At 73.0% G+C, this 25947-nt stretch carries 22 protein-coding genes; 10 read left to right on the plus strand and 12 right to left on the minus strand.

Annotated elements, in window-relative coordinates:
- Window positions 1-405 precede the first annotated feature (405 nt).
- Window positions 406-849 (minus strand): cupin domain-containing protein, encoded by a 444-nt coding sequence (locus tag QA634_RS10450; RefSeq protein WP_012331934.1) that lies wholly within the window; start codon window positions 847-849, stop codon window positions 406-408.
- A gap of 109 nt (window positions 850-958) precedes the next feature.
- Complete coding sequence (gene gloB, locus QA634_RS10455) at window positions 959-1726, minus strand: hydroxyacylglutathione hydrolase (protein ID WP_012331935.1); 768 nt, start codon at window positions 1724-1726, stop codon at window positions 959-961.
- Between the two features lie 196 nt (window positions 1727-1922).
- Between gloB and QA634_RS10460 the strand changes: the two genes are divergently transcribed.
- The 4 genes from QA634_RS10460 to QA634_RS10475 all read left to right on the plus strand — a co-directional run bounded on the left by QA634_RS10460 (window position 1923) and on the right by QA634_RS10475 (window position 4994).
- Window positions 1923-2669: a class I SAM-dependent methyltransferase gene (locus tag QA634_RS10460; protein WP_012331936.1), complete on the plus strand. Its 747-nt coding sequence runs from the start codon at window positions 1923-1925 to the stop codon at window positions 2667-2669.
- A 6-nt stretch (window positions 2670-2675) separates the two neighbouring features.
- A complete protein-coding gene (locus tag QA634_RS10465; protein ID WP_012331937.1) occupies window positions 2676-3455 on the plus strand; it encodes a MarC family protein in 780 nt (259 codons plus the stop codon).
- A gap of 80 nt (window positions 3456-3535) precedes the next feature.
- The gene (gene dapB, locus QA634_RS10470; protein ID WP_012331938.1) at window positions 3536-4333 is read left to right on the plus strand and encodes a 4-hydroxy-tetrahydrodipicolinate reductase; all 798 of its coding nucleotides are present in this window, start codon (window positions 3536-3538) and stop codon (window positions 4331-4333) included.
- Window positions 4334-4367: 34 nt separating this feature from the next.
- A complete protein-coding gene (locus QA634_RS10475) occupies window positions 4368-4994 on the plus strand; it encodes a 2,3-bisphosphoglycerate-dependent phosphoglycerate mutase (RefSeq protein ID WP_012331939.1) in 627 nt (208 codons plus the stop codon).
- Window positions 4995-5511: 517 nt separating this feature from the next.
- Here the strand turns inward: QA634_RS10475 and QA634_RS10480 are convergent.
- The gene (locus tag QA634_RS10480) at window positions 5512-5862 is read right to left on the minus strand and encodes a hypothetical protein (protein ID WP_150108624.1); all 351 of its coding nucleotides are present in this window, start codon (window positions 5860-5862) and stop codon (window positions 5512-5514) included.
- Window positions 5863-6606: 744 nt separating this feature from the next.
- On the opposite strand from QA634_RS10480, the gene QA634_RS10485 reads away from it, so the two are divergent.
- From QA634_RS10485 to QA634_RS10495, 3 genes are all read left to right on the plus strand, one after another.
- Window positions 6607-7542: a glycosyl hydrolase gene (locus QA634_RS10485; protein WP_012331940.1), complete on the plus strand. Its 936-nt coding sequence runs from the start codon at window positions 6607-6609 to the stop codon at window positions 7540-7542.
- Entirely contained in the window at window positions 7539-8399 is an 861-nt protein-coding gene (locus QA634_RS10490; RefSeq protein WP_265576578.1) for a PIG-L deacetylase family protein, read from the plus strand. The genes QA634_RS10485 and QA634_RS10490 overlap by 4 nt, the downstream gene beginning before the upstream one ends.
- A gap of 67 nt (window positions 8400-8466) precedes the next feature.
- Complete coding sequence (locus QA634_RS10495; RefSeq protein WP_012331942.1) at window positions 8467-8643, plus strand: metallothionein; 177 nt, start codon at window positions 8467-8469, stop codon at window positions 8641-8643.
- On the opposite strand, the gene QA634_RS10500 is transcribed toward QA634_RS10495, so the two are convergent.
- The 8 genes from QA634_RS10500 to QA634_RS10535 form a co-directional block, all read right to left on the minus strand.
- Window positions 8644-9666: a UDP-glucuronic acid decarboxylase family protein gene (locus QA634_RS10500; RefSeq protein ID WP_012331943.1), complete on the minus strand. Its 1023-nt coding sequence runs from the start codon at window positions 9664-9666 to the stop codon at window positions 8644-8646.
- A gap of 53 nt (window positions 9667-9719) precedes the next feature.
- Window positions 9720-10880, minus strand: a complete 1161-nt coding sequence (locus QA634_RS10505) for a CgeB family protein (RefSeq protein WP_012331944.1) — start codon at window positions 10878-10880, stop codon at window positions 9720-9722.
- Window positions 10877-11974, minus strand: a complete 1098-nt coding sequence (locus tag QA634_RS10510) for a CgeB family protein (RefSeq protein ID WP_012331945.1) — start codon at window positions 11972-11974, stop codon at window positions 10877-10879. Before QA634_RS10510 ends, QA634_RS10505 begins: the two co-directional genes overlap by 4 nt.
- A 40-nt stretch (window positions 11975-12014) precedes the next feature.
- Entirely contained in the window at window positions 12015-13172 is a 1158-nt protein-coding gene (locus tag QA634_RS10515) for a CgeB family protein (protein ID WP_012331946.1), read from the minus strand.
- A complete protein-coding gene (locus QA634_RS10520) occupies window positions 13169-14329 on the minus strand; it encodes a glycosyltransferase family 4 protein (protein WP_012331947.1) in 1161 nt (386 codons plus the stop codon). The genes QA634_RS10515 and QA634_RS10520 overlap by 4 nt, the downstream gene beginning before the upstream one ends.
- Window positions 14314-15612 (minus strand): TIGR04295 family B12-binding domain-containing radical SAM protein, encoded by a 1299-nt coding sequence (locus tag QA634_RS10525; protein WP_012331948.1) that lies wholly within the window; start codon window positions 15610-15612, stop codon window positions 14314-14316. The genes QA634_RS10520 and QA634_RS10525 overlap by 16 nt, the downstream gene beginning before the upstream one ends.
- A gap of 87 nt (window positions 15613-15699) precedes the next feature.
- Window positions 15700-16791, minus strand: coding sequence for an NAD-dependent epimerase/dehydratase family protein (locus tag QA634_RS10530; RefSeq protein WP_012331949.1), 1092 nt, complete (start codon window positions 16789-16791; stop codon window positions 15700-15702).
- Window positions 16788-17963, minus strand: coding sequence for an NAD-dependent epimerase/dehydratase family protein (locus tag QA634_RS10535; RefSeq protein ID WP_012331950.1), 1176 nt, complete (start codon window positions 17961-17963; stop codon window positions 16788-16790). The genes QA634_RS10530 and QA634_RS10535 overlap by 4 nt, the downstream gene beginning before the upstream one ends.
- 311 nt (window positions 17964-18274) lie before the next feature.
- Here QA634_RS10535 and QA634_RS10540 point away from each other — a divergent pair, with 311 nt between their 5' ends.
- Window positions 18275-19075 (plus strand): lytic murein transglycosylase, encoded by an 801-nt coding sequence (locus tag QA634_RS10540; RefSeq protein ID WP_012331951.1) that lies wholly within the window; start codon window positions 18275-18277, stop codon window positions 19073-19075.
- Between the two features lie 192 nt (window positions 19076-19267).
- On the opposite strand, the gene QA634_RS10545 is transcribed toward QA634_RS10540, so the two are convergent.
- The gene (locus QA634_RS10545; RefSeq protein WP_012331952.1) at window positions 19268-20521 is read right to left on the minus strand and encodes a DUF2778 domain-containing protein; all 1254 of its coding nucleotides are present in this window, start codon (window positions 20519-20521) and stop codon (window positions 19268-19270) included.
- A 757-nt stretch (window positions 20522-21278) separates the two neighbouring features.
- On the opposite strand from QA634_RS10545, the gene QA634_RS10550 reads away from it, so the two are divergent.
- Complete coding sequence (locus QA634_RS10550) at window positions 21279-23978, plus strand: PAS domain-containing protein (protein ID WP_012331953.1); 2700 nt, start codon at window positions 21279-21281, stop codon at window positions 23976-23978.
- 63 nt (window positions 23979-24041) lie between these two features.
- On the plus strand, window positions 24042-25808 hold the full coding sequence (locus QA634_RS10555; protein WP_012331954.1) for a methanol/ethanol family PQQ-dependent dehydrogenase: 1767 nt from the start codon (window positions 24042-24044) through the stop codon (window positions 25806-25808).
- Window positions 25809-25947: the final 139 nt, after the last annotated feature.

Below are 25947 nucleotides of genomic sequence, written 5' to 3' on the forward strand. Positions count from 1 at the left end.
TCCAGCGGCAGTGACGAGTCCGAGATTCGCAATTTCGAGATAGTTTCCGCAGATCTGCGCTGCCAAGCCTTGATCATATCGTGGCCGGCAACGACAATGGGGATCTATGGCGGGATATGCCTGAAGTGTAGGCCCCAATCGGCAATTGATTTCGGCGCACGAAGCGGGGACGAACCCTCTCGGGTTGGTCCGGGGACCGGCGGGCGCGGCCCGGGCGGGCGCGGCATCAAGGGCACCCGCGCGTCCGCGGCGCGCGGAGCCGGGCGGTCGATCGAGGTCATCCGCCATCCAGTTGATGGCTTCGCCATCTTCCATTTCGGCCATGCGGATGCCGGCTTCGTTCGGGCGCCGCGCGGGCTCGTGATCCGGGACCCGCTTCGATCAGGCGGAGCCCGGATCGGACCCTCATCGCCGCGGCAGCGGGCGCCAGTCCTTCGGCGCCATTTCGAACCCCTCGAAGCGGAAGCCCGGCGCCACGGTGCAACTCACCAGCGTCCAGGCGCCGAGGCTGGTCGCGGTCTGCCAATGGCCGGCCGGCACCACGGCCTGCGGCCGCTGACGGTGGGCGAGGTCGGGGCCGAGATGCACCGCCTCGGCGTCGTGGCCGTTCGGGCTCACCGTCAGCACGAGCGGCGCGCCCGCGTGCCAGAACCACAGCTCGGCCGCATCGACCCGGTGCCATTCCGAGGTCTCGCCGACGTCGAGCAGGTAGTAGATCGCCGTCGAGGCGGCCCGACCCTCGATCTGGTGCGGGTCGCGGAAGGTCTCGCGGTAATGGCCGCCCTCCGGATGCGGCTTGAGGTCGAGGAGGCGGATCACCTCGGCGGCGGTGAGGCTGGAGGCTGTCACGGAACGGGGTCCTCGGCGCGGGATGAGGCGGGTTCGGGGCGGAGCCGCGCGCGATGCTGCGCGACGGGCCCGGCCAGCGGCGGCCGGCGCCGCGCCGGCCGGTCCGCCGTCAGAACCGGTTCTTCCATTCGCGCAGGGCCGTGAACACCGCGGCCGGGTCGGAGCCCGGGGCCATGCCGACGGCGCGGGCGAGGGCGGGCTCGGTGGCGCGCAGGAAGGGGTTCGTCGCCTTCTCCTCCCCGAGCGTGGTCGGGATCAGGAAGCGGCCGTCCCGCTTCACCCGCTCGGCCAGTTCGGCCCGGGCCTTGAGGTTCGGGTTGTCCGGATCCGCCGCCAGCGCGAAGCGGGCGTTCGAGAGCACGTAATCGTGGCCCGAATAGATCGCGGTCTCGTCCGGCAGGGCGAGGAAGCGGCTGAGCGAGCGCCACAGCACCTCGGGGGGGCTCTCCATCACCCGCCCGCAGCCGAGCGTGAACAGGGTGTCGCCCGCGAAGGCGATGCGCTCGCGCTCGAACCAGTAGGTGACGTGGTCGGCGCAATGGCCCGGCGTCTCCCAGACCGCCGCCACGAGGGAGCCGAGCCTGACCGCGTCGCCTTCCCGCACCGTGGCGTCGACCTCCGGCACGGCGTCGCCGGCCTTGGCGGGGGCGGTGACCCGGGCCCCGGTGCGCGCCTTCACCTCGGGAGTGCCCTCGACGTGGTCGAAGTGGCGGTGCGTGACCAGGATGTCGGTGAGCGACCAGCCGGTCTCCCCGAGGACGCGCAGCACCGCCCCCGCCTCCGGCACGTCGATCGCCGCGCAGGCGCCCGTGGCGGGGTCGCGGATCAGCACGCCGATATTGTCGCTCCGGCACAGGAAGGTGCGGATCTCGGGCATGGGCGTCTCCGTCGAATCGTCTGGCCGGGAAGGTAGGGCGGCGGGCCCGCGCGGGGATTCCGGCGGGCAGATTCGCGGCGAGTCAAGGCGGCGCCTCCCCCGACGCCTTGCCGCCGGGCCTGACAGCGCCCATTGATGACCACGACGCGACCGGCGGCGGCGCCGCGTCGCGCCCCCGGGTGCCCAGTCGTATCGCATGAGTGTCGACGTCACGGATCTTCGCGCCTTCTACGGCGGTCCCCTGGGCGCCGTGGCGCAGCGCCATGTCGGGCGCGCCGTCCACCGCTTCCTCGGCTCGGTGGCGGGGCTGCGCGTGCTCGGGCTCGGCTACGCGGTGCCCTATCTCGGCCCGGTGCGGCACGCGGCGGAGCGGACCCTCGCCTTCATGCCGGCGACGCAGGGCGTGGTGAACTGGCCGACGACCGGGCGCACCGCCTCGGCCCTCGTCGATCCGACCATGATGCCGCTCCCGGAGGCGGCGGTGGACCGGGTGATCGTCATCCACGCCATCGAGGCGGTCGAGAGCCCGGCCGAGCTGCTGCAGGAGGTCTGGCGGGTGCTCACGCCGGGCGGGCGCCTCGTGCTGGTGGTGCCGAACCGCCGCGGCCTGTGGGCGCGCCGGGACGCGACGCCGTTCGGGCACGGCCAGCCCTACAGCCGCTCGCAGCTGAGCCGGCTGATGCGCGAGACGCTGTTCTCGGCCGAGGGCTGGGCCGAGACGCTCTACATGCCGCCGGTCGAGGGCTGGGTCACCCTGCGCACCGCCAGCGCCTGGGAGCGGGTCGGGACCGGCCTGTCGCTCCCCTTCGCGGGGCTGCACGTGGTCGACGCGATCAAGCAGCTGCACCGGCCGGTCGCCGTCTTCGCCCGCCGGGCGGCGCGGCTGCGGGCACCGGTGCTGGTGCCCGCCCCCGCGCCCGCCCCGGTGCCGGGCGGGGTCTGACGCGCGATGCTGCCCGTCCCCGGGCTCGACGCGGCCCTGCAGAGCTTCCTCCTCGCCCTCCCGGCCCTGTTCTCGATCGTCAACCCGCTCGGCGCCGCCCTGATCTTCGCCGAGGTGACGGGCGGGCGCAGCCACGGAGAGCGGGCGCTGCTGGCGCGGCGCATCGGCCTCTACGCGGCGGCCGTGATGCTGATCTCCCTGTGGATGGGCGCGGCGCTCCTCAGCTTCTTCGGCATCACGCTGGCGGCCCTGCGCATCGCCGGCGGCCTCGTGGTGGCCGCGCAGGCCTGGCGCCTCCTCGCCGCGCCGGAGGAGCGCGAGGCCCGCAAGGCCGCGCAGGCCGAGCCGGCCAAGTCCCGGATCCCGAACCCCTCCCGGATCCCGGACCCGTCCCGTATCCCGGACCCGTCCCGCGCCCCCGACCGCGGCCCCGAGGGCGTCGCCGGGGCGGGCCTCGACGAGATCGCGTTCTTCCCCCTGACGCTGCCCTTCACCACCGGCCCCGGCACGATCTCGGTCGCCATCGCGCTCGGGGCGAGCCGGCCGGAGAGCGGGGCGGCGCGCTACGGCTTCCTCCTCGGCGCCTCGCTGGCGGCGCTGGTGATCGCGCTGTCGGTGCACCTCGCCTACGCCTCCGCCGACCGGGTGGTCGCGCGCATCGGCCCTGCCCGCGCCCGGGTGCTCGGGCGGCTCTCGGCCTTCCTGCTGCTCTGCGTCGGCACGCAGATCACGCTCACCGGCGTCGTCGACGTCCTGGCGCCGCTGCTCGCCGCGCGGGCGGGCTGAGCACCGGCGCCTTGGCAGAGGGGCTGCCGCCCTGTAGGAGGCACGCGGCCGGATTGGCCTTTTGGGGGAGCGAGAGCGCGATGCGTCTCGTGGTGGTGGGCGCCTCCGGGCGCATGGGCCGGATGCTGATCCAGGCCGTGACGAGCACCGAGGGCTGCACGCTCGCCGGCGCGGTCGAGCGCGAGGGCGCGGAGGCGGTCGGCACGGATGCGGGCCTGCTCGCCGGCCTGCCCCCCCTCGGCCTGGCGGTCACGGACGACCCCCTGCGGGCCTTCGCGGAGGCCGACGGCGTCCTCGACTTCACCGCCCCGGCCGCCACCGTGTTCTACGCCGAACTCGCCGCGCAGGCGCGGCTCGTGCACGTGGTCGGCACGACCGGCCTGTCGCCGGACGATCTGCGCAGGCTGGAGGCGGCCTCCCGCCACGCCCGCATCGTGCGCTCGGGCAACATGTCTCTCGGCGTCAACCTGCTCGCCGGCCTCGTGCGCAAGGTCGCCGCGGCGCTCGGCGAGGACTTCGACATCGAGATCCTGGAGATGCATCATCGCCACAAGGTCGACGCGCCCTCCGGCACCGCCCTGCTCCTGGGCGAGGCGGCGGCCCAGGGCCGGGCGGTGGCCCTGGCGGAGCGCAAGGTCGCGGTGCGCGACGGCCAGACCGGCCCCCGCGTGCCCGGCACGATCGGCTTCGCGACCCTGCGCGGGGGCAGCGTGGTCGGCGAGCACAGCGTGATCTTCGCCGGGGCGGGCGAGCGGATCGAACTCACCCACCGGGCCGAGGATCGCGGGCTCTTCGCGCGCGGGGCGATCCGGGCCGCCCTCTGGGCCGCGCCGCAGAAGCCCGGCCTCTACGACATGGACGACGTCCTGGGCCTCTGAGGGCCTCAGGCTTCACGGAGCGATACGGAAGATCATGGAGCGCCTTCTCGTCCTCGCGCGGCACGGCCAGAGCGAGTGGAACCTGAAAAACCTCTTCACCGGCTGGCGCGATCCCGACCTGACCGAGGTCGGCATTGCCGAGGCGCGGGCGGCGGGCCGCCGGCTGAAGGCGAAGGGCATCCGGTTCGATATCTGCTTCACCTCGGCGCTGACCCGCGCGCAGCGCACCGCCGCCCTGATCCTGGAGGAGCTCGGCCAGCCGGACCTGCCGACCATCGCCGACGAGGCGCTCAACGAGCGCGATTACGGCGACCTGTCGGGGCTCAACAAGGACGATGCGCGCGCGCGCTGGGGCAAGGACCAGGTCCATATCTGGCGCCGCTCCTACGACGTGCCCCCGCCCGGCGGCGAGAGCCTGAAGGACACGGTGGCCCGCGTCCTGCCCTACACGATGCGGGAGATTCTGCCCCGGGTGATGCGCGGCGAGCGCGTGCTGGTCGCGGCCCACGGCAATTCCCTGCGGGCGCTGGTCATGGTGCTCGACGGGCTCACCACCGAGACGATCCCCGGCCTGGAATTGTGGACCGGCGTGCCGCTGGTCTACCGCCTCAAGGCCGACACCACGGTCGAGAGCAAAGAGGTGCTCGACAAGGACGCGTGAGCGGGATGGTGTGGCGCGGCGGCGGCGCGCGGCCTGCTGCGCGCCAGCATCCCACGCCGTGAGACGCGGCGTTCGTACGCGGCTGCGGCACGCCCCTGTCCGGCGTGCCGCAGCCCGGCCATGGCCGGTCTCAAGCCGGTCGCTCCTCGACGCTGGAGCAGGGTTCGATCAAGTTGCAACGGAACCCTGCTCTAGGTCTTTGATTTTGCTGCATTCTCTTCGACGAACCGGCATCCGCTTCGTCGGAAAATGCTCTATACGCGAACGAAATATCAGCTATCATGTCCGTAGTTCCTGAGTCCGTTATAAAATTACTTGAGCCGCGCATCTTTGCGCCATCTGGAAGGAGGAATTTCTTTTCATCTGATGACAGATTTATTTTTGGTATGTTGTGTGCGGCGAGTGTCGTCAGCTCCCCGTTCTGAGCAAACCCATCGTGATTTGCGTCTACCCATGTTCGAGTTTTTTTGCTTCCATCGTCATTATTTACACATCGGCTCGCCTTTTACGTTTCCATCTATACGGCGTAGCCAAGTTCAAATCGGGCTTGACCGTGCAAGCAGATAACGAGATCACCAACCACCCAGTCGTCATGTTTTATGCCGTTTCTGTCCAACATATCTACCGTGACAGAGGCGAAATTAACTTCATATGTTGCATCTATAACATCGCTTATATTTGTTAACTGGCTGTTCGTGAGAACGGTGCTCTCCGCTTCAGTCTCTAGTGCTTTAAATCTAGTCCAAAAATCAGAATCTTGTTTTGCTATACGGCTCCAAAGTTTGATTTCCTCCTCAGTTGGATATCTTAGTACTTTCATATTTATCTCGTCTTTTCTTTTAAAACTTCTGGCGATGTTCGGGTTCACCCACCCTCCCGTTATCGTCCTGTCGGGGCTAAGATGCGCGTCCGTGTGCACATGCGCGATTGGCACCACATCAGGCTATTTGGTCTATGATTCTCCTCGTCTCCAGAGAACACAAACGATCTAATTGGCAAATCTAACGAGATATACGTCGAGAAATCAAGAATGTCGAAACCCTCTTCCATTTCAGGGTCGTCGCAAGTTACATTAATTTCCTTACGATGTGCAAGCGAGATACGTTGCATCCTGTGCCGAGGCGAACGGACAATCTGTTCGCCGTGCCTCCAAGTCCGTGGTGCCGATCCACGACGCGCCGAGAGGGCGCTCCCGATGGGCCTGTCCCGCGCGGTTTCGGAGGGACCGCGCACGCGAGGGCGGAAGCGCCTCGGCGGTGACGGCGACGGCCGGGCGGCCCGCGCGTCGGGCCTTCCCTGGGCTTCAACCTCAGCGGAGGCGGGACCGGCCCATCCTCCGGGCCGGACGGGCCGGGATGAGGCCGGAACGGCCGGCCGGGCCCCGCGCCGGTCAACGGGCGCACGGCTCCGGCGGCTCGCACCGAAGCGGCCCCTGGCCCGGCGGCGGGAATGATGCGAGGACGAGGACCATGGCCGAGATGCGCCGCGCCGTCTCGCTCGCGAGGGCGTCGTACCCTTGCCGGCGCGATGCACCCCGCCACATCGCCTGCCTGAGAGGCGCGCGACGAACCGCCCCCGCCCGACGGCGGATGCGCCGTGAGAAGGAGCCCGCATGATCGAAGCGGCGATGATCTGGAACGAGCCCAACAACAAGTCGCACTGGGATCCCGAGATCGATCCGGGCTGGCACCTCTTCGCCGACACCCTCGCCTGCGCGGCCCGCGCCCTGAAGCAGGAGGCGCCGACGCTGCCCACCGTGCTCGGCGGCCTCTCGCCGATCGACCCGACCTTCGTGCAGTTCCTCGAGTCCAAGCGCGCCCTCGACCACGTCGACGTGGTGGCGGTGCACGGCTTTCCCCTCGACTGGAATCTCTGGCAGATCGACGAGTGGCCCCGGAAGCTCGCCGAGATCCGGGCCGTCACCCCCAAGCCGGTCTGGGTGACCGAGGTCGGGGTCTCGACCTTCGGGGCCGAGGAGGTGCAGGTCTTCGGGCTCGACCGCACCGCCGAGTTGCTGATCGGCCGCACCCCGCGCATCCACTGGTACAGTCTCTACGACCTGCCCCAGGCCTGGGGCGCCACCACCCGGCACCGGGAGGCGGAGGGCTCCTCCTACTACCGGCACTTCTACATGGGGCTGCTGCGCGAGGACGGCGCGCCCAAGCCCGCCCTGGAGCACTTCGCCCGCCACACCCCGGCGATGGGTCTGTGCCAGTGGTTCCACTTCGAGGACCACCGGCTCGACGACGCGGTGGCCTGGATGCGCCGCCTCGGCGTGCGCTCCCTGCGCACCGGGCTCTCCTGGGCGGATTCCTTCCGGCCGAACGCCCTCGACTGGTTCGACCGGCAGATGGAGGCCCTGGCGGAGTTCGACGTGACGGTGACGTTCTGCTTCACCCCCGAGCACCGGGGCATCGCGCCCCACCACACCAGCCCGCCCCAGGTGAAGGAGGAATTCGCGGAGTTCTGCGCCGCGATGATCCGGCGCTACGCCGCCCAGCTCCGCCCGCGTCCGGAGGCGCTGGTGATGCCGGCGCCCCTCCTGTGAGCCAAGTGGTCACCGGCCCGCTGGCGCCCTCCTCGCCGGAGGCCGAGTCCTTCCTGAGCGCCCTGGCGCATCCGGCCCGCGGCCGGATCGAGGCCGGCCGGGCGGCCCTGGTCGTGGCGCATCCCGACGACGAGAGCATCGGCTGCGGGGCGCAGCTCCCGCGCCTCGCCGGGCTGACGGTGATCCACGTCACCGACGGGGCGCCGCGCGACGGCCGGGACGCGGCGCGCCGCGGCTTCCCCGACCCGGCGGCCTACGCGGCGGCCCGGGCGCGCGAGCTCGACGCCGCCCTGACCCGCGCCGGCGTGCCGCCGGAGCGGCGCCTCGCCCTCGGCCTTCCCGACCAGGGCGTGGCGGAGGCGCTGGCGCCCCTGGCGCGGCGGCTCGCCGGGCTGTTCGCCGCGCGGGGCATCCGGGTCGCCCTCACGCACACCTACGAGGGCGGGCATCCGGACCACGACGCGGTGGCGCTCGCCGTGCAGGGGGCGAAGCGGCTGATGGGCGGCGCGCTCGCGGTGATCGAGATGCCCTACTACCACCGCGGCCCGGCCGGGCCGGAGGAGGGGCGCTTCCTGCCGGCCGATCCGCCGCGGCGCGCCGTCGCCCTCCACCTCGACCCGGAGGATTGCGCCCTCAAGGCCGACCTCTTCGCCGCCCATGCCAGCCAGGCCGCGATCCTCAACCGGCTGCCGATCGCCCTCGAACGCTTCCGCGAGGCGCCCGACCTCCGCTTCGACGCGCTGCCGAACGGGGGGCGGCTGCTCTACGAGGAATGGGGACTCGGCCTGACCGGCGCGCGGTTCCTCGCCCTGGCGGGGGCGGCGGAGAGCGCCCTCGGCGAGCCTCCCGCGCCCTGACCTTGCGGAAGCCTCTCCGATGGCTCATCCTCGCCGCCCTCATCGTGAGGATTCCGGGAGACGGACGATGAGCGAGCCAGTCGCGGTCGAGATGGTGAAATGCGCCTGCGAGGATTGTGTCTGCGTCGTCCCGCTCGCCAAGGCCGTGCAGCATGACGGGCGGGCCTATTGCTGCGACGAGTGCGCGACCGGTCATCCGGACCATGCCGGCTGCGGACATGCCGGCTGCACCTGTCACGGCTGATCACACCAGGGCCGCGCGGCGCTCCTCGCTGACCACCGCCCCGCGCGGTCCATCCTCCGCCTCGTCGGCGAACCACAGGATCGTGGCCTTGAGGCCCTGCTCCAGCGGCACCGCCGGCGACCAGCCGAGCAGCTCCTTCGCCCGGGCGATGTCCGGCCGGCGGCGGCGCGGGTCGTCGGTGGGGAGCGGGCGGGTCACGACCGGCGAGGCCGAGCCCGTCATCGCGAGGACGCGCGCCACGAGGTCGGACACGGTCAGCTCGACCGGGTTGCCGAGGTTGACCGGCGGCACCGCGAGGCCCGGCGCCTCGTGCAGGGAGAGCCGGATGATCCCCTCGATCAGGTCGGCCACGTAGCAGAAGGAGCGCGTCTGCGAGCCGTCCCCGTAGACCGTGATGGCGTCGCCCGCCAGCGCTTGGCAGACCACGTTCGAGACCACCCGCCCGTCATCCGCCCGCATCCGCGGCCCGTAGGTGTTGAAGATGCGCGCCACGCGCACCGCCACCCGCCCGGCCCGGGCGTAGTCGTAGCAGAGCGTCTCGCCCGCCCGCTTGCCCTCGTCGTAGCAGGCGCGCGGGCCGGTCGGGTTCACGTGGCCCCAGTAGCCCTCCGGCTGCGGATGCACCTCCGGGTCGCCGTAGACCTCCGAGGTCGAGGCCTGGAAGAAGCGGGCGCCCGACGCTTCCGCCGCCAGGAGCAGGTGGCGCGTGCCGAGCACGCTCGTGAGCAGGGTGTGCTCCGGGTCGGCCTGGTAGTGCGGCGGCGAGGCCGCGCAGGCGAGGTTGTAGACCCGGTCGAAAGTCTGGCGCCGCAGGGCGGCCGGGAGGGGGCGCACGACGTCGTGCTCGACGAGGTCGAAGCGCGGGTCGCGCTCCAGGTGGCGCAGGTTGCGGCGGCGGCCGGTGAGGAAACTGTCGAGGGCGATCACCCGGTCGCCCCGGGCCAGGAGCGCGTCGCAGAGATGGGAGCCCAGGAAACCCGCACCGCCGGCAACGAGGACGGTCGTGGACTTGCGGTGCGTCATGGTTCCTCCTGCGGTTGCAGCGGGAAGGCCCGAGAGCCCCCACCGAAAGGTACTTAGCTCCGCCCCCTAACGCCCTCGGCAAGCGGGAGTTTCGATACTTCATGCGAGTATTTGGGCGAAGGCGCCGCCGCCTCGCGCAGCGCCGCCTCGAGGAGCGCCGCCTCGAGTTCCTGGGCCCGCTGCGCGGCGCTGTGCCGGGCCAGCACCCGGCGGCGGGCCGCCTGCGCCAGGGCGGCGCGCTCGGCCGGACTCGTCCGGGTGAGCGCCGACAGCACCGCGTCGGGGCCCTCGGCCACCACGATCTCGCGGCCCGGCGCCAGGATCGTGCCGAGGCCCGGCCAGTCGTCCGAGAGGATCGGCGTGCCGCAGGCGGCGGCCTCGAACAGGCGGACGCTCGGGCTGTAGCCGGCCGCGCGCATGTCGGCGCGGGTGACGTTCAGGGTCCAGCGGCTCAGGCCGTAGAAGGCCGGGTGATCGGCGGGGCCGACGTGGTCGCGCCGCTCGACGTTCGGCGGCCAGGCGATGTCGGCGGGATATTGCGGCCCGGCGACCACGAAGCGCAGCTCGGGCGCCCGCCGCGCGGGCTCGATCAGGAGCCGCTCCAGGGTCGGCTGCCGGTCCGGGCTGTAGGTGCCGAGATAGGAGAGGTCGTAGACCGGCTCCGCGCCGGTCGGCGCGTAGAGGGCGGGATCGACCGAGCAGTAGAGGGCGCGGGCGCGGGGCGCGCCGAATTCCCGCTCCAGGCGCTCCAGCACCGGCCCGCCCGTGAAGGAGAGGTAGAGGTCGTAGGCGCGGATCAGGTCGGGGGTGAGGTACTCGTGGTCGCCCCGGGCGAGCTTGGCGAGCGTCACCGGCGTGTCGATGTCGTAGAAGGCGGCGACGCCCCCCGCCTCCCGCATCGTCGCGACCGCCAGGGCGCCGACCGCGACGCCCTCCGGCACGTAGGAGCCGACCATCACCGCGTCCGCCCGCAGCAGGCGCGGGCGCAGGTCGCGCAGGGCCGCGAGGTCGGGATAGAGGACGAGGTCGCAGTAATCCGGCGCGGCGAGGTCGCGATGGGCCGCGTACCAGGGCACGTCCCGTTCCAGGAAGGTGACGCGGTGGCCGCGCGCCGCGAAGGCCCGCAGCAGCGCCCGGTAGGTGGTGGCGTGGCCGTTGCCCCAGGACGAGGACAGGCTGAGGCCGAGGACGACGAGGTCGAGGGGGCGGGTCACGGGGCGCGCCCTCCGCGCTTCTCCGCCAGGGCCGCGCGCAGGATCGCGTCCACCGCGGCGCCGCGGCGCGCGTAGGTGTGCTCGGCGAGGATGCGGCGGCGGGCCGCCCGCCCGATCGCCGCGGCGCGCTCGGCCGTGAGGTCGGCCAGATGCGCGGCGACGTCGGCCCCGTCGCGGGCCACCAGCACCTCCTCGCCAGGGCTCAGGAACATCTCCAGGCCCGTCCAGGCATCGGTGATCAGGCAGGCCCCGGCGCCCGCCGCCTCGAAGACCCGGGTGGCGGGCGACCAGCCGGTCGCCGCCATCGAGTCGCGGGCGATGTTGAGCACCGCGCGCGGCGTCGCGTTGAAGGCGTTGTGGTCGCGGGTGGAGACGTGGCCGAGATGCCGGACATTGGCGGGCAGCCCGCGCGACTCCCAGCCGTTGCCGCCGATCAGGAAGGCGCGTTCGGGCAGGCGCGCCGCCGGGGCCAGGAAGAACTCCTCCACCCGCGCCTCCCGGTCCGGCAGGCGGTTGCCCAGGAAGGAGAGGTCGGCGGCGAAGCGCGGATCCGGCGGCACCGGGTGGTGGGTGTCGGGATCGAGGGCGTTGTAGATCGGGATGCAGCGCCGGGCGCCGAACCCCTCGTAGGCCTCCACCACCGGCGGGCCGCCCCCGTAGGTGAGCACGAGGTCGAGGTCCGGCAGGGCCCGGCGCAGGGGGTGGTCGGGGGCGGTGCGCAGCTCCGCGAGGGTCGCCGGGGCGTCCACGTCCCAGAACAGCCGCAGGGCGTCGGGCCGGGACGCGGCGGCGAGCCCGGCGAGGAGCAGGTCGTCGAACACGCCGACGCCGGAGGCCTTCACCACCACGTCGGCCCGCGCCGCCTCGGCGATGACCGCCCGCGCCGCCTCCTCGGTCGCCGGGTAGACCGTCACGGCGGCCCAGTCCGGCGGGTCGATGTCGCGGTGCCGCTGCCGGTCGAACGCGTCCGGCTCGTAGAAGGTCGTGCGCCAGCCCCGCCCCGCGAGGTCGCGGATCAGGCCCCGATAGTAGGTCGCCGCGCCGTTCCAGTAGGAGGAGAGGAGGCTCGAGCCGTAGAAGGCGATGGTGCTCATCGGGCCCGCGCTCCGTCCGTCGATTCCACCCGCGCCCTCCTCATCCGGCCGTTCTCGCGGCCGTTCTCGCGGCCGCTTCGGCGGCCGGCCCTCGGCGCCGCGCGTCATCCGCGCCGCGCAGCCTCTCCGCCACGGCCAGCAATTCCTCGGCCCGGTGCGCGCAGGTGTGGCGCGCCCGGATCGTCGCGAGGCCGTGCGCCGCGAGCTCCGCCCGCAACGCGGGATCCTCGCGCAGCGCCCGCAGGTGGCGGGTCATCGCCGCCCCGTCCGCCGCGGTCAGGAAGTCGCGGCCCGGGGTGAACAGGCCCTCGCTGTCGCGCCAGGGCGCGCTGACGAGGGGGATGCCGCAGGCCAGCGCCTCGAAGACCCGGATGGTCGGGATGCCCGGCAGCGCCTCGACGTAGAACCGCCGCGGCACGTGGACGGTGGCGAGATGGCGGGCGAAGACCTCCGGCGCCCGGGCGTTCGGCAGCCAGCCGCAGTAGCGGATCCCGTGCCGGTCGAGGGCGGCGAGGGCCTCGGGCGGGTAGCGCACGCCCCAGACGTCGAGGGGGAGGCAAGCCGCCCCGGCCGGCCCGAACAGGAAGGTCTCCAGTTCGGCGCTGCGCTCGCCGTCGCCCCAATTGCCGATCCAGACCAGGCCCGCGCGGGCCTGCTCCCGCGGCGGCGGGCGGAACAGGCGGGTGTCGGCGGCCTCGTGCCAGACGAAGACGCGGTCGCCCCAGCCCCAGCCGCGATAGACCTCGGCCAGCGTCTCGCCGAAGGCGAGCACCCCGTCGTAGCCCGTGAGGTCGAAGGCCCGCATGGCCTCGGGCTCGCTCACCGCCCGGTGATGGGTGTCGTGGAACAGCAGCGTGAAGCGCCCGCCGGCCTTCCGGAGCGCGCCGATGCGGGCGACGAGGGCGGGCTCGTTCCACTCGTGGACCAGGACGAGGTCCGCCCCGTCGAGGAAATCGGCCGGGTCGGAGCCCGGCGGGTCGATGCGCGAGGACAGCTCCGGATAGGGCGCGAGCGAGGCGGCGGCGCCGGCCTCGCCGTGGTCGGCGCGCAGGTTGGCGAGGCTCCAGGCGCCCTCGGGCTCGTGCACGGAGACCGCGTGGCCGCGCGCGATCAGCTCGCGCAGGACGCCGCGCAGGAAATGCGCGTTGCCGTGGTTCCAGCAGGAGCGCAGGGAATGGGTGAAGACGCTGATCCTCACGCGGGGGCTCCGGCGCGAAGCGGAGCTTCGCCGAGCACGGCCTCGTAGGCCGCGAGCACGCCCGCGCCCATGGCCTCGACGGTGAGCCGGTCGGCCCTGGCCTTCGCCTCGGCGCCGAGCCGCGCCCGGATGGCCGGATCCCCGGCTACGAGCGCGACCGCCGCCGCGAAGCCCGCGTCGTCCTCCGGCTCGATGAAGATGGCGGCCTCGTCCCAGAGTTCGCGGAAGGTCGGGATGTCGGAGAGGATCAGCGGGCAGCCGGCGCTCGCCGCCTCCAGGACGCCGAGACCGAAGGGCTCGTAGCGCGCCGCCGAGACGTAGATCGGCGCGCCCGCGAGCCAGCGCGCCATGTCCTGGTCGGTGAGCCGGCCGAGGCAGCGCAGGTGCTGGGGCGAGACCCGGGCGGCGTTGGGCCCGTCGAGGGGGCCGGCGGCCAGGAAGGGGAGCGGCGCGATCCGGGCGGCGACCCGGTCGAGGGTCGCGGTGCCCTTGCCCTCGTCCCACAGGCGCCCGCCCGTGAAGGCGAAGGGCGAGGCGGCGGCGCCGCGCGGGGTGCGATGCCCGCGCTCCGCCGCGCTGCGCCGCCCGTTCGGCACCACCCGCGGCGGGCTGGCGAGCCCGTAGGTCGCCCGGGTGGCTTGCGCGAAGGCGTGGGTGGGGGCCAGCACGCAGGCGGCCCGCCGGTAGCCGGACCCCGCCAGCGCCGCCCGCCAGGCGAGGTCGGGCGGCAGCGGCCCCGGGCGATTGGCCGCCCACCACGTCGCCACGCAGGAATGCGCCACGGCGACGACCGGCCGCGGGAAGGGCACCACCCCGGCCAGCGCCGGGCTGTTGAGGTGGATGAGGTCGGCCTCGGCCCGCTCGGCCTCGCGGGCGACGCGCCAGGCCGCGGTCTCGACCTCGCTCCTCGTCAGGGCGGTCCAGTCGAGGGGGACGTCCATCACCCGCAGGTCGAGCCCCCTGATGGCCCGGGCCGCCCGCAGCTGGTCGAGGCTGGGCTCGGGGCCCAGCACCGCCAGCGTGACCCGCAGGCCCCGCCGGTCGAGGTCGAGGCAGAGGTCGAGGGCGTATTGCCAGACGCCCCCGACCGCGTCCGCGGTCATGAACAGGTTGAGGGACGGAGCGCGCGGGCGCGCGGCGGTCAGGCCGGGCAGCATGCGGATTCCAATTCGGTCAACGGGGCCGGCCGCTCCTCCTGGATCTCGCTGAAGCGGTCGAACTGCGCGAGGTAATGGGCGTGGGCCCGCTCCCAGGCCTGCCCGTCCGGCGCGCCCCACAGGCGGCGGTAATCGGGCGACGAGGGATAGGGGTAGAGCGGGACCGGGTCGTTGGCCCAGACCCCGGCGGCGCGAAGCCGGTCGCGCCACGCCGCCACGAGGTCGGGGTCGTCGCCCGCCACCTTGATCAGGTTCGCCTGCACGAAGGGCACCGAGCGCCGGGCGTGGATCAGCCGCTCGGCGAGGTCGTCGGTCGAGGCGCGGCAATTCTTGTCGAGGAGGGCGCGGCCCTCCTCGGTCAGGCTCTCCACCCCGGCCTCGATCGAGACGCAGCCGGCCCGCCCGAGGAGGTCGAGCATGTCGGGTTTCCACAGGTCGATCCGGGTCTGCACCCCGAACGCCACCTCGCGGCCGACCAACGCCTCCAGCAGCGGCTTCTGCGGCAGGAAGATCTCGTCGATGAAGTAGATGTAGGTCACGCCCTGGGCGATCAGCCTGTCGATCTCCGCCAGCACGAGGGGGAGCTCGCGGCGGCGATACGTGTCCCGAAAATCGATCTTGGCGCAGAAGGTGCAGCTGTAGGGGCAGCCGCGGGAGGCTTCGACCTCCGCGCCCGGGCCGTCCGGGGCGCGGTCGAAGCGGTGGTGATGGTGGTGGTGCCGGGCGATCCAGCCATCCGGCCAGGCGAGCGCCGGCAGGTCGGTGAAGTGCGTCGCCGCCGGCCCGCCCGTGACCGTGATCGCGCCCTCCTCCCGGAAGGCCAGGGAGGGGACCCGGGCGGGGGCGGCGAGGCCGCCGGCGGCCAGGGCCGCCACCACCTCCTCGCACTCGCCCCGCACCACGAGGTCGCAGCCGAGCTTGGCGAGCGTGGTCTCGGGCGTCACCGAGCCGTGCGGGCCGACCGCGACCGTGGTGCCGCCGCGGTCGCCGAGGGCCTCCAGGAAGGCCCGGGGCACCCGCAGCTCCGGCTGGGCACAGCGCCAGAACAGGTAGGTGGGGGCGGTCGTCACCACCGTCATGGCCGGGCGGAAGGCCGCGACCTCCTCCGCCAGCGCGTCCAGGCCGAGCCCGTCCAGGGCCCCGTCCCGCATCAGCACCTCGTGGCCCGCCGCCTCCAGCAGCACCTTGCAGGCGCCGAGCTCGATCGGCAGATGCGCCTCGCGGCAGCCGAAATAGATGCTTTGCGTGAAGGTCCAGGTCGGGTTGACGAGGGCAATTCTCACCGATTGAGGTCCTGACGCCGGCTGAATACGCGTTGCGGGAACTGGTGGGGCGATCTTCGGCGACAAGGCCTTTTCGCCCGATCCTGGTTAAGCGGAAGATACCGGCTCGGGTTCGCGGCGCGGGGCGGATTCCGGCAGGGCGAGGCCGCGCGCCTCGGCGAGCCAGCGGGCGAGGTCGGCGAGACCCCGCCGCCACGGGATCGGCGCGGCGAGGTCGAGATCGGCGCCGGCGCGGCGCGTGTCGGAGACATAGTAGCGCTGATCCCCCGCGCGCCAGTCGTGGAAGCTGAGGTCGAGGGGGCGGCCGACGATGTCGCGGATCGCGGCGAGCACCTGGCGCAGGCTCACCGCGTTGGCCGGTCCGCCGCCGAGATTGTAGGCGCGCCCGCTCACGAGGTCGATCCGGGCGAGCGCCGCCCGGTAGGCCGCCACCGCGTCCGCCACGTGCAGGATGTCGCGCACCTGGCAGCCGTCGCCGTAGATGGCGATCGGCTGGCCCTCCAGGGCGCGGATCAGGAAATGCGCCACCCAGCCCTGGTCCTCGGTGCCCATCTGGCGCGGGCCGTAGATGCAGCTCATGCGCATCACGCAGGTCGGCACGCCGAAGCTGCGGGCGTAATCGAGCACGTACTGGTCGGCGCCGCCCTTCGAGCAGCCGTAGGGGGTGTGGAAGTCCAGGGAGCGGTCCTCGCCGATGCCGTGGCGGTGCAGCCGCTCCTCCGCCGGCCGGTAGGCCTCGCCCTCGCGCCGGAAGGCGAGGTCGCCGAGGTCCCCGTAGACCTTGTTGGTCGAGGAAAACAGCAGCGGGGCGGGATCGGGCCGGCCGCGCAGGGCTTCGAGCAGGGCGAGCGTCGCCCCGAGATTGACGGCGAAATCCTCCGCCGGCGCGACGAGGCTCGTCGTCACGGCGACCTGGGCGGCGAAGTGGAACACCGCCCCCGCCCGCGCGGCGGCGGCCGAGAGGGAGGCGGTGTCGCGCACGTCCGCCACCACGGCCGAGACGCGGCGCGGGTGCCGGCGCTTGAGCCAGTCGAGATTGGCCTCGACGCCGGGCCGCAGCAGCGCGTCGTAGATCAGCACGTCGCGGCCCTCGGCCGCGAGCGCGTCCGCGAGGTTCGCGCCGATGAAGCCGGCGCCGCCGGTGATCAGGATAGGTCCCCCGTCGCTGCGCCCGCTCATGCGACGAGCCCGTGCTTCTCGAGTTCGCGCCGGGCCTCGGCGACGCGGTCCTGCGCGTCGGATTGCGCGGCGACCCAGGCCGCGAGCTCCGCGAGCCCTTCCGCGAAGTCGCGGCGGGGCGCGTAGCCGAGCTCGGTTTGCGCCTTGGTGATGTCCGGGATGCAGTGGCGGATGTCGCCCGCCCGCAGCTTGCCGGCGATCTCCGGGCGGATCTCGCTGCGGCCCATGGCGCGGGCGAGGAGCGTCCCGACCTCGCTCACCGAGCGGGAGACGCCCGAGCCGATGTTGTAGACCTGACCGGCCGCCTCCGGCCGGTCGAGCGCGAGCAGGAAGGACTGCGCGACGTCGTCGACGTGCACGAAGTCGCGCAGCTGCTGCCCGTCCTCGAACATCACCGGGGCCGCCCCGTTGTGGAGGCGCGAGGCGAAGATCGCCAGGACGCCCGTGTAGGGGTTGGAGAGGGCCTGGCCCGGCCCGTAGGCGTTCCAGAGGCGCAGGGCGACGCCCTCCATCCCGTAGGCGGGGGCGAGCATCAGGGTGAGGCGCTCCTGCGCGTATTTCGACAGGGCGTAGACCGAGGCCAGGGCCGGGCGCTTCCATTCCGGCGTCGGCACCGGGGTGAGCGGGCGGCCCGCCGCATCGAGGGGGTCCCAGGGCGCGTCCGGCCCCGAGCGGGGCTGGCGCACGACGTCCTCCACGAGCCGGCCCTCCGCGTCGCGGTAGAGCCCCTCGCCGTAGATGCTCATCGAGGAGGCGACGACGACCCGCTCGACGGGCCGCTGGATCAGCGCCTGGAACAGCACCGCCGTCCCGACGTCGTTGACCGAGACGTAGCGCTCGACCGCGTACATGCTCTGGCCGACCCCCACCTCCGCGGCGAGGTGGATGACCTTGTCGACGCCGATCAGCACCTGCGCCACCGCGGCCGGGTCGCGCACGTCGCCGCGCCGCAGGTCGACCGCGTCCGGCAGGTCGTCCGGCATGTCGTCCGGCCGCGCGAGGCCGCCATGCACCTGCTCGATCAGGCTGTCGAGGACGCGAACCCGGTCGCCTCTCGCGACGAGGGCCCGGGCGACCGCCCGGCCGATGAAACCGGCTCCGCCGGTGATCAGGATGGTCTGCGGCACGCACACGCCCTTCCGCTGCCGATCCCGCGGGGGATCGAGGTACATACATCCCGCCCGTATCTAAGTTCCCTGATCCGGCCGGACAGGCCCGGTTCTCCACCGATTTCGACGCGCCGCCGCCCGGCTCGGCGCCGCCTGCCTCACTCGTGCCTTGGCGGCGCGCGGAAAATCGGGCTCGGTGGAGCGGGAGGTGCAGGGCAGCGATGCAGCGGCACAACACAGTGTTGCGGATCGCCATCGTGCCCGCATCCGAAGTCGAGCCGCGTCGAACGGGGCGTAGCCGTGGCCGGACGAACGGCTAAGTATGCGGAAGGACGGCCGGTCGGACGAGGTCCGCCGGGGTGAGGGAGTCTGCGATGAGCGGTGCTGGGTACGCAAAGCCCTATCTTGGGGTCGGTCTCGCGGCGTTCATGGTCGCGGCGGGCGCGGCCGAGGCCGCCCAGTGCGGCAACGGTCCGGGCGGGTTCGAGGCGTGGAAGCGGGAATTCGCCGAGGAGGCGCGGGGCCGGGCGAGCGCGGCGAGCCTCCAGGCGCTGATGGGCACCTCCTACTCCTCCCCCACCATCGCGGCGGATCGCGGCCAGAAGAGCTTCCGGCTCTCGCTGGAGCAGTTCATGGCCAAGCGCGGCGGGCCGGCCATCGTCTCGCGCGGGCGGGCGCTGAGGGCCTCGAACGCCGCCCTGTTCGCCGGGATCGAGCAGCGCTACGGCGTGCCGCCCGGGCCGCTCCTGGCGATCTGGGGCATGGAGACGGGCTTCGGCGCCGTGAAGGGCAACGTGAACACCCTCTCGGCGGTGGCGACGCTCGCCTACGATTGCCGCCGCTCGGCCTATTTCACGGACCAGCTCTACGCCGCGCTGGCGCTGATCGACCGGGGCGTCATGTCGCCGAGCACCCGCGGCGCCGCGCATGGCGAGGTCGGCCACACCCAGTTCCTGCCCAAGAACGTGCTGAATTACGGCACGGGCGGCAGCCTCGACAACGTGTCGAACGCGCTCAATTCGACGGCGAACTTCCTGCGCGCGCATGGCTGGCAGCGCGGCGCCGGCTACCAGCCGGGCGAGCCGAACTTCGCGGCGATCCAGGGCTGGAACGCCGCCTCCGTCTACCAGCGCGCCATCGCCATCATCGGCAAGCGCATCGACGGAGGGGAGTAGGGGCGGTCCCGGCGCCCTCGCCCGCGCGGGCGATCGACGTCCGTCGCGCACGCCGCGGCGCGAGGGCGGCCGAGGCGGGGCCTAGGCATCATTCCGCCGGCCGGGCCCGGCCGGTGCCGAAATGGTCACCGGTTCGGCGGCCAAAACGATGCAGGAACAAGAGTTAAGCAGAGTTGCCGGGCGCAATTCCGCTTAGGCGCCCCCGCCGGTGGCAGGCCGCTCCGACAGGCCGATGCGGCGGTCGGGCGCGGCGGGCGGCCCGTCCGGGCCGCGCCCCGCCACCACGACGAGGCGCTGCACCTCGCCGCGCAGGAAGGCCTGCAGGAAGCGGTCGTAGTTGCGGAACGAGACGCAGCCGTTCGAGGCGCCGGTCGGGCCGAGCATGTAGGTGTGGGCGAGGAGCCCGACCCGGCCGTGGACGGCCCCGTTGCCGCCGACCGGGGTCAGCCGGATCGCCCGGACGCCGTGGAACAGGCTCTCGCGCTCGGTGAGGTCGTAGGTGCCGGGCGGGGTGGCGCCGCGCATCGGCACGTGGACGAAGCGGGGATCGTCCATCTTGTCGCCGAGCCCGGAATGGGCCTCCAGCCGCTCGCCGCTCGGCAGCGTCACGATGCGGGCGCTGATGTCGTAGATCGCCGTCGCCCGCGCCGCGTCGGGGCCCGGCATCGGGGCGACGAGCCGCCGGCTCGGCGCCGGGGCGGGGCTGGTCTCCAGGGCCGCGTAGGCGAGGCCGGGGCCCGCGGAGGGGCTGGCCGGGAGGCCGAACAGCTTCTCGAACAGGTTGCGGGTGTCCTCGGCCGGGGTCGCCGGGGCCGAGGCGGGACGGGCCGCGCGGCGCGCGGCGCGCTCTGCGAGGCGGCCGTCCCGCGGCCGGCGCAGCTCCGGCGGGCGCGGCACCGGCAGCGGCACCGGCTCGGCGAGCCTCGCCGCCTCCTGCGCGGGCGCCTCCTGGGCGGGCGTTGGTTCCGCCGCCGCGTCGGCGATGTCGGACGGCGCCTCGGCCGGGTCGGCGGGCCTGTCCGGGCTGGGGCGCAGCAGGGGATCGAGGAGGGCGGTCTGCCACGCGGCGGGGTTCGGTGCGGCGAGCAGCGGATCGCGCCTCGCCGCCCAGGCCGCGGGCGCCGGCAGCGCCGCTCCGGGTTCCGGCAGCGCCGCCTCCGACAGCGCAGCCTCCGGCGGCGGCGCGACGGGCGCCGGGTCGGCAGCCTCCCCCGAGGTCATCTCCCCCAAGGTCAGCTCCCCCGAGGCCAGCACCGGCGGCGCCGGGGAGGCCTGGGCCGGGGAGGCCTGGGCCAGGACGGGCGCTTCGGCGCGCCGGGCATCCGCGACCGCGAGACCCGCGAGCGCGATCACGGCGGCGGCCAGGGGCCCGGAGCGGCGTCCGGGTGACGGCAACGCCGCCCAAGGAAAGGCCGCGGACTCGAGAACCATCTTCACGCCGCCCACCTGCTCGCCTCCCCTGACACGCCCGAGGGCTCCGGGTGCAGGAGAGAGCGCAGCTGTCCCGGCATTTCTGGGGCGAGACTATGGTCAATCGAAGGAGAGTTTCGCAGTGTTGCGAACGTGTGACGTATTGATCGAACAAGCCCGGAGTGATCGCGCTCCTGTTTGCAGGACAAGCTTGGCCATAAGAGGGCATGCGGGATGCCGAATGCTATGCTCAAGCTTCGGCGGCGGGTGCCGGCAGGGGGACTCACGGCAGCCGTCGCGCGCCGTGCGGGCGGCCTTCGGCTCCGGCCGGCCCCGCCGCTCCCGTTTAACCCTCCCTCACCCCGCCGCGCGCGACCACTCACGACAGGAAGGCAGAGGGGGATGTTTCGCCGGTCGGACCGGCCGCGTTGCTGGGGGCCGGGCCCGCGGTGCGGCGAGGCGGGGCGGGACCATCGGGGATCGACCGTTTCCCTCTTAACATTTTACATGAGCGGAGCGATACGCCAGGGTCCGCGCGGCCGGATCCGGGGGCCGGCGCGCCGGGATCGCCCGGGCGGGCCGGTATCCCGTCCGCTCGGCTGCGCTACATAAGCGTCGTTACGCCCGGGAGGCCATCATCGATCGCGCCGCCACGACTCACTCCGCCACGGTACACGGCGAGAGATCCGACGGCCCGCCCTTCCTCCTCAGGGACGCGCGGCGCCTCGCGGCGCTGCGCAGCTACGCCATCCTCGACACGCCGCCCGAGGCCGAGTTCGACGACATCGCCCAGATGGCGGCCCAGGCCTGCGGCACGCCGATGGCCCATATCAACTTCATCGACGCGGAGCGGCAGTGGATCAAGGCGGCGGTCGGGCACGACCGGCGGGAGATGCCGCTCGACCTCGGGTTCTGCGCCGAGGTGCTGCGGGCACCCGACGTGGTGGAGCTCACCGACCTCGACCGTGATCCCGCCCGCGCCGCCAACCCGCTGGTGGCCGAGACCCCGCACCTGCGCTTCTACGCGGGCGTCCCGCTCCTCACGCCCGAGGGCTACGCCATCGGGACGCTCTGCGTGCTCGACCGCGTGCCGCGGGAGCTGACCGAGCCGCAGCGCTTCATCCTGCGGGCGCTGGCCCGGACCGTGATGGCGCAGCTCGCCATGCGCCGCACCGACGCGGCCCTGCGGGTGAGCGAGGAGCGCTACCGCTCGCTGTTCAACTCGATCGATGCCGGGTTCTGCCTGATCGAGGTGCTCTTCGGCGACGGGGGCAAGGCGGAGGATTTCCGCATCCTGGAGGTGAACCCGGCCTTCGCGGGCCAGACCGGCCTCGCCGACCCGGTCGGGCGCAAGATGCGCGACCTCGCCCCGGAGAACGAGCCCTACTGGCCCGAACTGTTCGGCGAGGTGGCGCGGACCGGCCGGCCCGTCCGCGTCGAGAACGCCGCCAGGGCCCTCGGGCGCTGGTACGACGTGCATGCCTACCGGGTCGACCAGCCGGACCTCAACCGCGTCGCCGTGCTGTTCAACGACATCACCCCGCGCCGCGTCGGCGAACTCGCCCTGCGCGACAGCGAGGCGGAGCTGCGCCTCGTCGCCGACGCGATGCCGGTGCTCATCGCGGTGATCGACCGGTCCTTCACCTACCGCTTCGTGAACGCCGCCTACGAGACCTGGTTCGGGCATTCCCGCGACGCCGTGATCGGCCGCCACATGGGCGACCTCATCGGCGAGCAGGAATTCGCGATCCGCCGCCCCTCCGTGGAGCGGGCGCTGGCCGGCGAGGAGGTGCGCATCGAGCGCACCTGGCCCTGGCCGGACGGGCGCACCCGCATCGCGGACATCCGCTACCTGCCCCGCCGCAGGCCGGGCGGCGAGGTCGACGGCGTCTACGTGTTCGTCCACGACGTCACCGACCGCAAGCGCGTCGAGGAATTGCTGGAGGCGCGCACGCAGTCCCTGGAGGCGCAGATCGCCGCCCAGGCCCGCGACCGCGACCGCATCTGGACCCTCTCGCCGGTGCTGAAGGTGATCGCCTCGGCGGGCGGCGCGATCCAGTCGGTGAATCCCTCCTGGGTGCGCACGCTCGGCTGGAGCGAGGCGGAGTGCCTCGGCCGCTCCCTCCTCGACTTCGTGGTCCCGGCGGAGCGGGGCACCCTGGAGGCGGAGCTGGCGCGGCGGGCCGCCGGGGAGGGCGGCGACGTCGAGATCGCCTGCCTCACCAAGTCCGGGGAGGCGCGGCGCATCCTCTGGACCATCGTGCCGGAGGACGACACGCTCTACGGGTTCGGGCGCGACGTCTCCGAGCAGCGCCGGGCCGAGGAGGCGCTGCGCCAGTCGCAGAAGCTCGAGGCGGTGGGCCAGCTCACCGGCGGGGTGGCGCACGACTTCAACAACCTGCTCACCATCATCCGCTCCTCCGTCGATTTCCTGCGCCGGCCCGACCTGCCGGAGGAGCGGCGGCGGCGCTACCTCGACGCGGTGTCGGACACGGTCGACCGCGCCGCCAAGCTCACTGGGCAGCTCCTCGCCTTCGCGCGGCGCCAGGCGCTGCGGCTCGAAGTGATCGATGTCGGGGCGCGGCTGCGCAACGTCGGCGAGATGCTCGACGCCGTGACGGGCGCGCGCATCCGCGTGGTCACGGAGGTGCCGGACCGGCCCTGCTTCGTGCGCACCGACCAGAGCCAATTCGAGACCGCCCTCGTCAACATGGCGGTGAATGCGCGCGACGCCATGAACGGGGAGGGGACCCTGACCCTGCGCGTCAGCTGCGGCCGCTCCCTCCCGGCCATCCGCGGCCACGCGGGCGCGCCCGGCCCCTTCGCGACGGTGTCGCTGACCGATACCGGCACCGGCATCCCGCCCGACCTGCTCGGCCGGATCTTCGAGCCCTTCTTCACCACCAAGGACGTCGGCAAGGGCACGGGGCTCGGCCTGTCCCAGGTCTTCGGCTTCGCCAAGCAATCCGGCGGCGACATCGCGGTCGAGAGCACCCCGGGGACGGGGACCACCTTCACCCTCTACCTGCCGCAGGTCGAGGTGCCCGACGGGGCGCTCCGGCCGGACCTCGACCCGCAAGGCCCCTCGCCCTCGGGGGCGGGACGGCGGGTGCTCGTCGTCGAGGACAATGTCGAGGTCGGGCGCTTCGCCTGCCAGATCCTGCAGGATCTCGGCTTCACGACCGAGTGGGCCTGCAACGCCGAGGAGGCGCTCGACCGGCTCGGCGGGGAGGCGTCGGCGTTCGACGCCGTGTTCTCGGACGTGGTGATGCCCGGCATGGGCGGCATCGCCCTCGCCCGCGAGCTGCGCCGGCGGCTGCCGGACCTGCCCGTGGTGCTCGCCTCCGGCTACAGCCACGTCCTGGCCCAGGAGGGGGCGCACGGGTTCGAGCTGCTCCACAAGCCCTATTCGGGCGAGGAACTGGGGCGGATCCTCGACCGGGTCACGTCCCGCGACGGCGGCCGCGTCGCCTCGCGCTCCCGAGGCGGGTAGGGGAAGCGCCACGCTTTCGCCCGGCGGCCCGGTCAGGGCGGGGCCCCGCCAAGGATGTGCCCGATGCGTCTCCTCGTCCTCATCGCCCTGCTGCTCGCGGCGGTCCCGGCCCGGGCCGGGGACGCCGCCGCGCCGGTCCTCCAGACCCTCGACTACGCCAATACCCGCTACGCGGCGCTCGACCAGATCACCGCCGAGAATGTCGGCCGGCTCAAGGTCGCCTGGACCTTCTCGACCGGCGTGCTGCGGGGCCACGAGGGCGCGCCCCTGGTCGTCGGCCACCTGATGATCGTGCACACGCCGTTCCCGAACGTGGTCTACGCCCTCGACCTCGACCGGGACGGACGGATCGCGTGGCGCTACGCCCCGCGCCAGGAGGCGAACGTCATCCCGGTGATGTGCTGCGACACGGTCTGGCGGGGGCCGGCCGCCGCGAACGGCAAGCTCTTCCTGCAACTCGCCGACACCAGGGTGGTGGCCCTCGACCTCGAATCCGGGCGCGAAGTGTGGAGCGTGCGCAACGGCGATCCGGCCCGCGGCGAGACCAACACCGCGACGGTGCTGCCGGTGCGCGACAGGCTCATCGTCGGCCTCTCGGGAGGCGAGTACGGCGCGCGCTGCCACGTCACCGCCTACGACCAGGCGACGGGGCGCCGGCTCTGGCGCGCCTACGCGACCGGACCCGACGCCGACATGCTGGTCGACCCGGAGCGGACGACCGAACTCGGCCGCCCGATCGGGCGGGATTCCTCCCTCTCCAGCTGGCAGGGGGACCAGTGGCGGATCGGGGGCGGCTGCAGCTGGGGCTGGTTCTCCTACGACCCGGCCCTCGACCTCGTCTATTACGGGACCGGCAATCCCTCGACCTGGAACCCGGCCCAGCGCCCCGGCGCCAACCGCTGGGCCATGGCGATCATCGCCCGCGACGTCGAGACCGGGACGGCGCGCTGGGTCTACCAGATGACGCCGCACGACCAGTGGGACTATGACGGCGTCAACGAGATGATCCTGACCGACCAGGACGTCGACGGCCGCCCGCGCCGCCTCCTCACCCATTTCGACCGCAACGGCTTCGGTTACACCCTGGACCGGGAGAGCGGGGACGTGCTGGTGGCGGAGAAGTTCGATCCGAGCGTGAACTGGGCGCGCCGGATCGTGATGGATCGCGCCTCGCCCGATTACGGCCGCCCCGAGGTCGATCCGCGCTACGCCCCCGAGACGAAGGGCGAGGACGAGACCACGACCGGCATCTGCCCCGGCGCGCTCGGCGCCAAGAACCAGCAGCCCGCGGCCTACTCGCCGCGGACGCGCCTGTTCTACGTGCCGACCAACCACATGTGCATGGATTACGAGCCCTTTCAGGTGACCTACGCGGCCGGCCAGCCCTTCGTGGGCGCGACGCTGACGCTGCACCCGCCGGAGGGCAGCCGGCACACGGGGGCCTTCATCGCCTGGGACGGGATCGCGGGGCGGATCGCGTGGTCGCGGCCCGAGACCTTCTCGGTCTGGTCGGGGGCGCTCGCGACGGCCGGCGGGGTGGTGTTCTACGGGACCCTGGAGGGCGACCTGAAGGCGCTCGACGCCCGGACGGGGCGCGAGCTCTACCGGTTCCGGACCGGGTCGGGGATCGTCGGCAACGTGACGACCTACGCGTATGGAGGCCGGCAATACGTGGCGGTGCTGTCCGGGGTCGGCGGCTGGGCCGGGATCGGGCTCGCCGCCGGGCTCACCGATCCGGCGGACGGGTCGGGGGCGGTGGGCGGCTACGCGGCCCTGTCGCAGTACACGGCCCCGGGCGGGATGCTGACGGTGTTCGCGCTGCCGGAGTGATCCGGGACCCGGTTGGTCGAAGCGGATCCCGTCTCACGATCCCGCGCGGCGCTTGAGCGACGCCCCAATCCGCCATCCCGAAGGGATCGCTCGGATGTGGGACGAGGGGCGGCGCCCCTCACCGCTTCGGGACGAGGGG

The sequence above is a fragment of the Methylobacterium sp. CB376 genome (assembly GCF_029714205.1).
Classification (GTDB): Bacteria; Pseudomonadota; Alphaproteobacteria; order Rhizobiales; family Beijerinckiaceae; genus Methylobacterium.